Origin of the sequence: Mycobacterium helveticum (assembly GCF_007714205.1) — a bacterium.
Taxonomy (GTDB): Bacteria; Actinomycetota; Actinomycetes; order Mycobacteriales; family Mycobacteriaceae; genus Mycobacterium; species Mycobacterium helveticum.
Genome location: NZ_VMQU01000154.1, coordinates 1 through 10,911, shown reverse-complemented (window position 1 = coordinate 10,911; position 10,911 = coordinate 1). Strand labels below are relative to the sequence as shown.

13 protein-coding genes and 1 pseudogene are annotated in these 10,911 nt (G+C 70.1%); 8 read left to right on the top strand and 6 right to left on the bottom strand.

Features of this window, described 5'->3' with window-relative positions:
- Window positions 1-205 (bottom strand): annotated as a pseudogene (locus FPZ47_RS24110) (Rv0804 family intramembrane glutamic endopeptidase); the annotation flags it as partial.
- Window positions 198-2,504 carry a phosphoribosylformylglycinamidine synthase subunit PurL gene (gene purL / locus FPZ47_RS24105; protein WP_144951199.1) on the bottom strand — a complete coding sequence of 769 codons (2,307 nt, stop codon included), beginning with the start codon at window positions 2,502-2,504 and terminating at the stop codon, window positions 198-200. The gene purL and the pseudogene FPZ47_RS24110, both read right to left, overlap by 8 nt.
- 15 nt (window positions 2,505-2,519) lie before the next feature.
- Between purL and FPZ47_RS28600 the strand changes: the two genes are divergently transcribed.
- Both FPZ47_RS28600 and FPZ47_RS24100 read left to right on the top strand, forming a co-directional pair.
- On the top strand, window positions 2,520-2,678 hold the full coding sequence (locus tag FPZ47_RS28600) for a hypothetical protein (RefSeq protein WP_168209552.1): 159 nt from the start codon (window positions 2,520-2,522) through the stop codon (window positions 2,676-2,678).
- Between the two features lie 264 nt (window positions 2,679-2,942).
- Window positions 2,943-3,161 (top strand): hypothetical protein, encoded by a 219-nt coding sequence (locus tag FPZ47_RS24100; RefSeq protein ID WP_145039644.1) that lies wholly within the window; start codon window positions 2,943-2,945, stop codon window positions 3,159-3,161.
- On the opposite strand, the gene FPZ47_RS24095 is transcribed toward FPZ47_RS24100, so the two are convergent.
- Window positions 3,122-4,426 carry a M18 family aminopeptidase gene (locus FPZ47_RS24095; RefSeq protein WP_246133384.1) on the bottom strand — a complete coding sequence of 435 codons (1,305 nt, stop codon included), beginning with the start codon at window positions 4,424-4,426 and terminating at the stop codon, window positions 3,122-3,124. The genes FPZ47_RS24100 and FPZ47_RS24095 overlap by 40 nt on opposite strands.
- 103 nt (window positions 4,427-4,529) lie before the next feature.
- On the opposite strand from FPZ47_RS24095, the gene FPZ47_RS24090 reads away from it, so the two are divergent.
- The 5 genes from FPZ47_RS24090 to FPZ47_RS24070 all read left to right on the top strand — a co-directional run bounded on the left by FPZ47_RS24090 (window position 4,530) and on the right by FPZ47_RS24070 (window position 8,448).
- Entirely contained in the window at window positions 4,530-5,561 is a 1,032-nt protein-coding gene (locus FPZ47_RS24090; protein WP_144951193.1) for a Dyp-type peroxidase, read from the top strand.
- Window positions 5,558-6,355, top strand: a complete 798-nt coding sequence (locus tag FPZ47_RS24085) for a family 1 encapsulin nanocompartment shell protein (RefSeq protein WP_144951191.1) — start codon at window positions 5,558-5,560, stop codon at window positions 6,353-6,355. Before FPZ47_RS24090 ends, FPZ47_RS24085 begins: the two co-directional genes overlap by 4 nt.
- Before the next feature lie 280 nt (window positions 6,356-6,635).
- A complete protein-coding gene (locus tag FPZ47_RS24080) occupies window positions 6,636-7,322 on the top strand; it encodes a haloacid dehalogenase type II (RefSeq protein ID WP_144951189.1) in 687 nt (228 codons plus the stop codon).
- A 90-nt stretch (window positions 7,323-7,412) separates the two neighbouring features.
- The gene (locus tag FPZ47_RS24075) at window positions 7,413-7,862 is read left to right on the top strand and encodes a cupin domain-containing protein (RefSeq protein ID WP_144951187.1); all 450 of its coding nucleotides are present in this window, start codon (window positions 7,413-7,415) and stop codon (window positions 7,860-7,862) included.
- A 118-nt stretch (window positions 7,863-7,980) separates the two neighbouring features.
- On the top strand, window positions 7,981-8,448 hold the full coding sequence (locus FPZ47_RS24070; RefSeq protein WP_144951185.1) for a YbjN domain-containing protein: 468 nt from the start codon (window positions 7,981-7,983) through the stop codon (window positions 8,446-8,448).
- A gap of 36 nt (window positions 8,449-8,484) precedes the next feature.
- Here the strand turns inward: FPZ47_RS24070 and purQ are convergent, their stop codons facing one another.
- Genes purQ through FPZ47_RS24055 form a run of 3 tightly spaced genes read right to left on the bottom strand, consistent with a single transcriptional unit; the run spans window position 8,485 to window position 10,185 of the window.
- A complete protein-coding gene (gene purQ, locus FPZ47_RS24065; RefSeq protein ID WP_144951183.1) occupies window positions 8,485-9,159 on the bottom strand; it encodes a phosphoribosylformylglycinamidine synthase subunit PurQ in 675 nt (224 codons plus the stop codon).
- Window positions 9,156-9,395 carry a phosphoribosylformylglycinamidine synthase subunit PurS gene (gene purS, locus FPZ47_RS24060; protein ID WP_144951181.1) on the bottom strand — a complete coding sequence of 80 codons (240 nt, stop codon included), beginning with the start codon at window positions 9,393-9,395 and terminating at the stop codon, window positions 9,156-9,158. The genes purQ and purS overlap by 4 nt, the downstream gene beginning before the upstream one ends.
- A 55-nt stretch (window positions 9,396-9,450) precedes the next feature.
- Window positions 9,451-10,185 carry an ATPase gene (locus FPZ47_RS24055; RefSeq protein ID WP_210419985.1) on the bottom strand — a complete coding sequence of 245 codons (735 nt, stop codon included), beginning with the start codon at window positions 10,183-10,185 and terminating at the stop codon, window positions 9,451-9,453.
- Between FPZ47_RS24055 and FPZ47_RS24050 the strand changes: the two genes are divergently transcribed.
- On the top strand, window positions 10,162-10,800 hold the full coding sequence (locus FPZ47_RS24050; RefSeq protein ID WP_144951177.1) for an MBL fold metallo-hydrolase: 639 nt from the start codon (window positions 10,162-10,164) through the stop codon (window positions 10,798-10,800). The genes FPZ47_RS24055 and FPZ47_RS24050 overlap by 24 nt on opposite strands.
- The last annotated feature ends 111 nt before the right edge of the window (window positions 10,801-10,911 follow it).

Here is a 10,911-nt window from a genome sequence, read left to right as displayed (position 1 = left end):
CCGCCAACCCCCACCGCAACCCCGTCCACAGCCGCGGTGGGCGCAGGCCCAACGGCGCACGGGTCAGCCGGACCAGCAGCACGCCCACACCGGCCTGCACGACAACCCGCAGCGCAGGCGGCAACCGCGGAGTGACGAAGCCCCAGCCGACCAGGGCGGCGCCCAGAGACAACGCGTGTTGACGGCGAAAATGCCTGTCACGCATCGCTTTTCGCCGGTGACGCTCCTCCGAAGAATCGCGGCAACACCGAGGCGGACGTTTCGCGCAGTTCGGCCAGCGAAACCGTGAACAGGCCCTGAAACTCCAGCGCGTCCGACTCCTGGTCCACGACCCCGATGCGAACGGCGGGCAGGCCCCGCGCCTCGCACATCGCCCGGAACCGGCTCTCCTCGGTGCGCGGAACCGCCACCAGGGCCCGGCCCGCCGACTCGGAGAACAGCGTCACGAACGGATCGGCACCTTCGGGAAAGATTATGCGACAACCGGTTTCACCTGCCAACGCCGCCTCCACGACGGCCTGGGCCAGCCCGCCTTCGGACAGGTCGTGCGCGGCCGACACCAGCCCGTCGCGTGACCCCGCCCGCAGCACCTCGGCCAGCAGCTTCTCCCGCGCCAGGTCCACCGCCGGTGGCAGCCCACCGAGATGGTCGGCGCTCACCTGCGCCCAGACGGATCCGTCGAACTCGTCGCGCGTGTCGCCCAGCAGCATCAGGGTCTCCCCCGGCTCGCCGCCCAGTCCGGTGGGGATGCGCCGGCCGACGTCGTCGATCACACCGAGCACCCCGACGACCGGCGTCGGGAGAATCGCCACGGAGCCGGTCTGGTTGTAGAAGCTGACGTTGCCGCCGGTCACCGGAATGCCAAGGGCGGCACAGCCGTCTGCCAGGCCGCGCACCGCCTGGGCGAACTGCCACATCACTCCGGGGTCCTCGGGGGACCCGAAGTTGAGGCAGTTGGTCACCGCGACCGGCGTGGCGCCGGTCACCGCGACGTTGCGGTAGGCCTCGGCCAGCGCCAGTTGGGCTCCGGTGTAGGGATCCAGCAGCGTGTAACGCCCCGACGCATCGGTCGAGACCGCAATGCCGCGGCCGGTGGCCTCGTCGACGCGCAGCATGCCGCCGTCGGCGTGCTCGGCCAGCACGGTGTTGCCGCGCACGTAGCGGTCGTACTGCTCGGTGATGAACGCGCGGCTGCACAGGTGCGGGCTGCCCAGCAGCGCAAGCAAAGTCGCACGCAGCTCCGCGCCGGTGGCGGGCCGTGGCAGCCGGTCCGAGCGGTCGGAGTTCAGGGCGTCCTGCGATTCGGGGCGTGCGACCGGCCGCTGGTACACCGGGCCTTCGTGGGCGACGGTGCGCGGCGGCACGTCAACGACGGTCTCGCCGCGCCAAGTGATCCGCAACCGGTCGCCCTCGGTCACCTCGCCGATCACGGTGGCCGTCACGTCCCATTTTCGGCACACCGCCATGAAGGCGTCGACGTTCTCCGGCGCGACGACCGCACACATCCGCTCCTGGGACTCGCTGCACAGCACCTCGGCGGGTGTCATCTCCTTGGCGCGCAGCGGGACGGTGTCGAGCTCGATGGACATGCCGCCGTCCCCAGCGGCGGCCAATTCAGATGTCGCACATGACAATCCGGCTCCGCCTAGGTCCTGGATGCCGATCACCAGCTTGCCCGCGTAGAGCTCGAGGCAGCACTCGATGAGCACCTTCTCCATGAACGGGTCGCCGACCTGCACCGAGGGCAGTTTCTTGCGCGATCCGGTGGCATCGAAGGTGTCCGACGCCAGCACCGACACCCCGCCGATGCCGTCCAGCCCCGTCCGCGCGCCGAACAGGATGATCTTGTTGCCGGCACCCGAGGCGAACGCCAGATGCAGGTCCTCCTGACGCAGGACGCCGACACACAACGCGTTGACCAACGGGTTGCCCGCATAGCACGCGTCGAAGACGGTTTCGCCCCCGATGTTGGGCAGGCCCAGCGAGTTGCCGTAGCCGCCGATGCCGCGCACCACGCCGTCGAGCACGCGGCGCGTGTCGGGGGCGTCGGCGGCGCCGAAGCGAAGCTGGTCCAGCACCGCGACCGGTCGCGCGCCCATCGCCATGATGTCGCGCACGATGCCGCCGACCCCGGTGGCCGCGCCCTGGTAGGGCTCGACGTAGGACGGGTGGTTGTGCGATTCCACCTTGAACGTGACGGCCCAGCCGTCGCCGATGTCGACCACGCCCGCGTTCTCGCCGATGCCGGCCAGCATGCCGGCGCGCATCTCGTCGGTCGTGGTTTCGCCGAAGTAGCGCAGGTGCACCTTCGAGGACTTGTACGAGCAGTGCTCGCTCCACATCACCGAGTACATCGCCAGCTCGGTGTCTGTGGGCCTGCGGCCCAGGATCTCGCGGATCCGCTGGTACTCGTCGTCTTTGAGACCCAGCTCACCGAACGGTTGCGGTTGGTCGGGCGTACTCGCGGCGTGTGCGACGGTGTCGATCGACCCGGGGACGGTCACGCCGAACAGTCTAAGGTGACGCCGCCCCGGCCGCCCCACCCGCGCGGGGTGGGCACCAACACCGGGCAGTGCCTGGACACCGCACTGCGGATGAAGAAGTACGTCGAGGGCGCCGAGCGCAAGGGCGCCCGCCGAGCATCAGCCCGGGCACGTCGCGCAGGTCGGTGGGATTGAGCAGGTTGGAGCTGGTTTTGCGCGTCAGGTCTCAATACCGAAAACCTGGAGCGTTCGTCTGACCCGGGACCAGCGAAACGCCGGTCGGGCGGCCTTCTTTCGCATCTTCGGGACCAAGGCGGGTCTACTGCGCGAGTTCAACCGCCGCCTCGCCCAGGATGCCGCCGCGCGGATCGCCGATGCCGCAGCCCATGAGGTCGCCGGCACGCTCGGCCACATCCGCGCCGCGACCTACGACGCCCGGCACGAGGCGGCCCCGGGCACGTGTGGATGGCCCAGGAGTTCGTCAAAGCGGTGCCGGTCGATCTCGCCGGCTCGCTGGCCCTAATCCAATTGATCGCGACCATGACCTACGTCCTGGCCGGCGAGGACGTCGACGTCGATCGGCTCTCGCGGCTGCTGCTCGACCAATGGCTGCGCGGGATGGGACTGCCGGCCGCGCGTCACGCCGGCGACAGGAACGCGCGCATCGCGGCCGAATAGGCGGCCACGTCGTGGGCGCCCATCAGCTCGCGCGCGGAATGCATCGCGAGCTGGGCGGCGCCGACGTCGACGGTCGGGATGCCCGTCCGGGCCGCGGCCAGCGGGCCGATCGTCGAACCGCACGGCAGGTCCGCCCGGTGCTCGTAGCGCTGCAGGTTCACCCCGGCCTGCCGGCAGGCCAGCGCGAAGGCCGCCGCCGTGCGCCCGTCGGTGGCGTAGCGCAGGTTCGGGTGCACCTTGAGCACCGGCCCGGCGTTGACCTCGATGAGGTGGCCCGGTTCGTGCCGCTCGGGATAGTTGGGGTGGGTGGCGTGTGCCATGTCCGCCGAGGCCAGCAGCGACGCCGGGAGCCGGCGCAGAAAGTCTTCGCGGGTGCCGCCGGCCGCGAGCACGATCCGCTCCAGGACGGTGCTCAGCAGGTTGGACTGCGCGCCGTGGTCCGAGGACGAACCGACCTCCTCGTGGTCGAAGAGAACCAGCACCGGCAGGGCACCCTCCGGTGCCGTCCGCGGCTCGACGGCCAGCAGTGCTTCGGTGCCCGCATAGCAGCTGGCCAGGTTGTCCAGCCGCGGAGCGCTCAACAGGTCGGCCTCGGCGCCGACCACCGTCGAGGGCGTCAAGTCGTGCGTCATCAGGTCGGCGGCCAGCACGTCGGACGGTGCCACGCCGGCGCGCTCGGCGACGTAGCCGACGAACGACCCCGGCTGCCCGCCGGTCCCCCACACCGCGTTGAGGTGGCGCTGCGGGTCCAAAGTCAGCGACTTGCGGTCCTCGGCCAGATGGATGGCCAGTTGCGGCACCCGCAGGATCGGGTCGTCGATCCGGACGAGCCGATGGCCGAGTCCGGTGCCCTCCCGCAGCGTCAGGCGCCCGCTGATGCCGAGATCGCGATCCAGCCAGGAGTTGAGCCACGCTCCCCCGTAGGGCTCCAGCGCGACCACCCACCAGCCGGCGACCAGCCGGTCGGGATGCTGCTTGACCCGCAGGTTGGGGCTGTCGGTGTGGGCGCCGACGATGCGGAACGGGCCGCCGGGACCCTCGGAGTTCCAGGCGACCAGTGACCCGGCCCGCACGGTGAAGTACCGGCCGGGCCGGTCCGGCCAACGCTCGATCTCGCCGAGTTCGGTGTACCCGGCGCCGCGCAGCCGCCCGGCCACCGTCGCGCAGGCGTGAAACGGCGACGGCGAGGCGTCGATGAAGTCACAGAGGCCTCGTGCACTGGCCGCGGTCGTCCCGTCGTTTCGCTCACCGGACACGTTCACCATCATGGCTTGCCGGGCATTGCGGGCTGCACGCCGGGCCTGACCGCCCGGCTCCTTGCTCGCGCCGCTATGCAGCGCTCGCCGTCGCCGCGCTAGGGTCAACAGAGTGCCTCCGGTCCAGCCGCAACCCATTCTCGCGCCGTTGACTCCCGCCGCCATATTCCTGGTGGTCACCATCGACGACGGCGGGGAAGTGACCGTGCACGACGCGCTGCCCGAGTTCTCCGGGCTGGTGCGCGCCCTGGGTTTCCGCGACCCGGCCAAACGGCTGTCGATGATCACCTCCATCGGCTCCGACGCCTGGGACCGGTTGTTCGCCGGCCCGCGGCCCGCCGAACTGCACCCGTTCGTCGAACTGACCGGGCCGCGGCACACGGCCCCGGCGACCCCCGGCGACGTGCTGTTTCACATCCGGGCCGAGAGTATGGACGTCTGCTTCGAGTTGGCCGGCCGCGTCCTCAAAGCCATGTCCGGCGCGGTCACCGTCGTCGACGAGGTGCACGGGTTCCGGTTCTTCGACAACCGCGACCTGCTCGGGTTCGTCGACGGCACCGAAAACCCGGACGGCCCAATCGCGCTGAGCGCCACCACGATCGGCGACGAGGACCCGGACTTCGCCGGGGCGTGCTACGTGCACGTGCAGAAGTACGTGCACGACATGGCGGAGTGGGAGTCGCTGCCGGTACCCGAGCAGGAACGCGTGGTCGGGCGCACCAAGCTCGACGACATCGAACTCGACGCGGACATGAAGCCCGCCAACTCGCACATCGCGCTCAACGTCATCACCGACGACGACGGCACCGAGCTGAAGATCGTGCGGCACAACATGCCGTTCGGTGAGGTCGGCAAGGGCGAGTACGGCACCTACTTCATCGGCTATTCACGCCGGCCCGCGGTGACCGAGCAGATGCTGCGCAACATGTTCCTCGGCGATCCGCCGGGGAACACCGACCGCATACTCGACTTCTCCACCGCGGTCACCGGGGGGATGTTCTTCGCCCCCACCGTTGACTTCCTCGACGACCCACCGCCGCTGCCCGGCACGCCGGGGACCGGGCGGCGGGTCGGTTCCGCGTCCGAACCCACCTCTGAAAACGGCTCACTTTCGATCGGCAGTCTGAAAGGAACGTCCCGATGAACAACCTCTACCGCGAGCTGGCACCGGTCACCGAAGCGGCGTGGACCGAAATCGAACTGGAGGCCACCCGGACGTTCAAGCGCCACATCGCCGGCCGGCGGGTGGTCGACGTCACCGGCCCCGGCGGGCCGACGACCGCGGCGGTCAGCACGGGACGGCTGCTGGACGTGGAGGCGCCCACCGACGGCGTGCTCGCTCACCTGCGCGCCAGCAAACCGCTTGTCCGGCTGCGAGTTCCGTTCACCCTGTCCCGCAACGAGATCGACAACGTCGAGCGCGGTGCGCAGGACTCCGATTGGGAGACGGTCAAGGCCGCCGCCAAGAAGCTCGCGTTCGTCGAGGACCACGCCATCTTCGAGGGCTACCCCGCCGCGTCCATCGACGGCATCCGCAGCTGCACCTCCAACCCCCCGGTGACGCTGCCGGAGGATCCGCGCGACATGCCCGATGCGATTTCGCAGGCGTTGACCGCGCTGCGGCTGGCCGGTGTCGACGGGCCGTACTCGGTACTGCTGTCCGCCGACGTCTACACCAAGGTCAGCGAGACCACCGAGCACGGATATCCGATCCGCGAGCACCTGGGCCGGCTGGTCGGCGGGGACATCATCTGGGCGCCCGCCATCGACGGCGCCATGGTGCTGACCACCCGCGGCGGCGACTTCGACCTGCAGCTGGGCACCGACGTCGCGATCGGCTACACCAGCCATGACACCGACACGGTGCAGCTGTACCTGCAGGAGACGATGACGTTTTTGTGCTACACCGCGGAGGCGTCCGTCTGCCTGGGCTGCTAGCAGCCGTGCGTCACCAGGACCGGGATCAACGAATCTCGTTCTCCATCAACCGCGGTCGTCGGGTGGACTCAACGCAGGCGACCGGAGCCTCGCCGCGGCGTCAACGCGGATAGTTGACCCATAAAACCCTTCGCGATCCGCGCGTGCCGGGACGTCGTCGATCGCTCCGCCGCGGGCGTGGCACCGCGCTGGCCGGTGGCGGTGATGGCGCTGTTTGTCCGTGCCTGCCCGGGTATGCACAGCCCGACATCCCCGCACTGAAGAATGGTGACCACCAGCCATGCCCACCACACCGTCCGTCCTTGTTTTCGATGTCAACGAGACGCTCGTCGACATCGATTCGCTGGCACCGCTTTTCGAACAAATGTTCGGTGACCGTCGCATGCTGCGTGAATGGTTCGCCCAGCTCGTCATGTATTCGATGACCGCCACCCTGGCGGAGAGCTACGTGGACTTCGTCACCCTCGCCCGGGGCGTGCTGCGCATGCTGGGCGAGGCCTACCGGGTCGGCGTCACCGACGACGACCTGGACCGGCTGAGGACGGGGCTGCTCACGATGCCGGCGCACGCGGATGCGGCCGACGGGCTCGCCGCACTGCGCGACAGCGGCTTCCGGCTGGCCACCCTGACCAACTCACCGCCCAACCCGGACGGGCGCACGGCGCTGGAAAACTCGGGGCTGGCGGTCTTTTTCGAGCAGCGCCTCAGCGTCGATGACCGGCGTGCGTTCAAACCCGCCCCGACGGTATACCGGTATGCGTGCGAGACGCTCGGGGTGCCGCCCGGCGAGTGCATGATGGTGGCCGCACATCCGTGGGACCTGCTCGGCGCGCAAAACGTCGGCTTCCGCGCCGCCCTCATCACGCGGCCGGGCAATCCCCCGCTACCCGTCGACGGGTTGCCGCAGCCCGACCTCGTCGTCGGTGACCTGCGCCGGCTCGCGCAGCGCCTAACCGGCTCGCGCTGAAATGCACGGCGCCGAACGTGTTCTCAGCGCGAGAAATCGGCCGAAATCTCGCCGCCAGTACACGCTCGGCGCTCAGTGAATAATTGAACGATGGCAACCTCGGACGGCTTCCACCCCGACTTCGACGACACGACCCCGGCGACCCCACGCATGCACCACGTCAGGGCTTCGGACCTCAGCGACGACACCGCGCAGTCGGAGGGGATGCGGCGCTTCGCCGCCCTGTCCGGCCGGTCGGTCGGCGCGGCGAAACTGTGGATGGGCGAGACGCACGTCGCCCCGCAGGCGGTGTCGTCCAACCACCATCACGGCGAATCCGAGACCGCGATCTATGTGCGCAGCGGCCACCCGGAGTTCGTCTTCCACGACGGTGACCGGGAGGTGCGCATCGCGACCGCGCCCGGCGACTACGTCTTCGTTCCGCCCTACCTGCCGCACCGGGAGGAGAACCCCGACCCGACCGCGCCGGCCGAGGTCGTGATCGCCCGCAGCACGCAAGAGGCCATCGTGGTCAACCTGCCCGGGCTCTATCCGCTCTGAATCTGCATGCCGCACAGCGTTCCCGGGCCCGGCCTCTCAGCCGATTCTCAACAGATTCTTCGGTTTTGGCCGGCCCGGCTCCAAGACTTCGCAAAGCCACTGTGAGCAGCATGGATCCATGACGAGTGAGCCGCTCTGCGCCGACCTGATCGAACGTTACCTGCGCACCCGCGGGAGCCGGTATTTCCGCGGCCGGCACGACGGCGAATTCTTCTACGTCGCCAATACACGCCCGCGACGGCTGCACGTCCACCTCGAGGCCTGCCCCGCGCACGACGACGTGCTGGTGGTTCGGGTGGTTCCGGCGTGCTTCTTCCCCGCCACCGACCGCCCCTGGCTGACCCACCTCGCCGACAGCTGGAATCGGCAGGACCGCGAGGTCACCGCGATCGTGCACAATTCCTGCGATCCGCAGCGCATCGGGGTGATCGCGCGCCGGTCGCAGTGGATCCGCGATGGCATCGCCTTCGAGGATTTCGCGCGCTTCGTGGACAACACGATCGCGGCCGCGATCGAACTGTTCGGCGACCTGGCGCCCGTCGTCGAGTGGCGGCCCGCGCAGCCGTTGCTGCGCGATACCGGCTGAGCGCGCCGGCATCGCCGTTTACGCGCTGCCCTTCGCTCAGACCGCCAGAACGGCGTCCAGCGCCGAATAGAACAGGCCCAGACCGTCGTCCGACGGCCCGGTCAGCGCCTCGATGGCGTGCTCGGGATGGGGCATCAGGCCGACCACCCGGCCATTGGCCGAGCTGACGCCGGCGATGTCGTGCAGGGAGCCGTTGATGTTGTCGCGGTAGCGGAGCACCACCCGGCCCTCGCCCTCGAGTTCGTCGAGCACGTCTTCGGGCGCCACGTAGCGGCCTTCCCCGGATTTCAGCGGCACCAGGATGTCGGCGCCCGCCTCGTAGCGCGACGTCCACGCCGTCGCGGTGGACGCCACCTGCAGCCACACGTCGCGGCAGACGAAGTGCAGGCCCACGTTGCGGGTGAGGGCCCCGGGCAGCAGCCCCGCCTCGCACAGCACCTGAAAGCCGTTGCAGATGCCCAGGACCGGCATCCCGCGGCGCGCGGCGCCGACCACTTCGGCCATCACCGGGGCGAACCGCGCGATCGCCCCCGCCCGCAGGTAGTCGCCGTAGGAGAACCCGCCGGGCACCACCACGGCGTCGACGCCCCTGAGGTCGGCGTCGGCGTGCCAGAGGCTGACCGGTTCGGCGCCGACACGCCGTACCGCGCGGGCGGCGTCCCCGTCGTCGAGCGACCCCGGGAACGTGATGACGCCGATGCGCACCGTCACCTCCCCTCCCGCGTGATCGTCCAGTCCTCGATCACGGTGTTGGCCAACAGCGACTCCGCGATCTCGGCGAGCGCGGAGTCGTCGACCGTGTCATCGACCTCGAGCTCGAATCGCTTGCCCTGCCGCACATCCGAGATCCCGGGATGGCCCAGCCGGCCGAGCGCGCCGACAATGGCCTGACCTTGCGGGTCGAGAATCTCCGCTTTGGGCATCACGTTGACGATCACCCGGGCCACCGGCGCTCCTCCTGACGGTTTCTGTCGGCGCCAACTCTACCGGCGTCCGGCGGTGTCACAGGCACGAGGCGAGGTAGGCCTCGCACAGCGGGGCGGCCATCGCGTTGAGCACCGGTTCGTCGGCCATCGCCGGCCAGGGCACCTGCGGCGGCGCCGACGACCACAGCGTGAGCTCGGCGATCGTGCTGCTCGACGGGTGGGCGAGCAGGTAGGTGTGCACGATGACCGGTCCGGAGATCACCGCGGCCATCCGGTCGGGACCGTCGGTGGTGACCGACGGCGATTCCAGCGGTGCCCCGCGCTGGCAGCCGCGCAGGGCGGCGACGGCGGTGCCGAACACCGCGGTCGCGGTCGGGCCGCCGCGGGCCGTGTCGCCGCGCCAGTGCAGGATCTGTGCCTGCAGCTGCCACTGGCCGTCGGGGTGCGCCACGGTCACCCGGGCGGCAACCGCGCCGGCCCGCGGGTCCTGCGGGTCCACCGGCGTGGCGCACACCTCCTCGAACCGGAACCGCGGGCCGTTGCCGATGCCGGTGACCTGCACCGCCAGTCCGGCCGGTGCGGGCCAGTGATAGACGGAGTCCACCGGCACGGCACGCCCCGGGATCCATGCGGTGGCCGGGACCTGGTCACAGACGGGCGGGCAGGTCTCCGGCTCCGCCTGCGCGGGCACCACGACGACCAGGGAACCCGCCAGGCAACCGGCGATCACCATCATCGCCAGGATCACCCGCATCCGCACCACCTTCGTCCGGGCACAATCGTAGACATGCAGCTGACGCATTTCGGGCACTCGTGCCTACTCGCCGAGTTCGGCCAGACCCGCGTGCTCTTCGACCCCGGCACTTTCGCGCACGGCTTCGAGGGAATCACCGGCCTGACGGCCGTCCTGGTCACCCACCAGCACCCCGACCACATCGACACCACGCGCCTCCCGTCACTGCTGGAGGGCAACCCGGACGCCGCGCTGTATGCCGACCCGCAGACGACCGCCCAACTGGGCGCCCCGTGCCGGGAGGTACACGTCGGCGACGAGCTGCGGATCGGGGCGGTGACCGTGCGGGCCGTCGGCGGCAGGCACGCGGTGATACACCCGGAAATTCCGGTGATAGAGAACCTTTCGTACCTGGTGGGCGATGCCGACCATCCGGCCAGGCTGATGCATCCCGGCGACGCGCTGTTCGTGCCGGGCGAGCCGGTCGACGTGCTGGCCGCCCCGGCGGCGGCCCCGTGGATGCGGATCTCGGAGGCCGTCGACTACCTGCGCGCGGTCGCGCCCGCCCGCGCGGTGCCCATCCACCAGGGCGTCGTCGCGCCCGAGGCCAGGGGCCTCTACTACGGGCGGCTCACCGAGATGACCGACACCGACTTCCAGGTGCTGCCCGAAGAAAGCGCGGTCACCTTTTAGCGCGAGCAGACGCCAAAAACCCCCCCCCCCCCCGCGGGGGGGGGGGGGTTTGGGTGGGGGGCCCCCCGCCGCCGCCCGCCCGCGGCGGGGGGGGTGTGGAGGGGGGCGAGT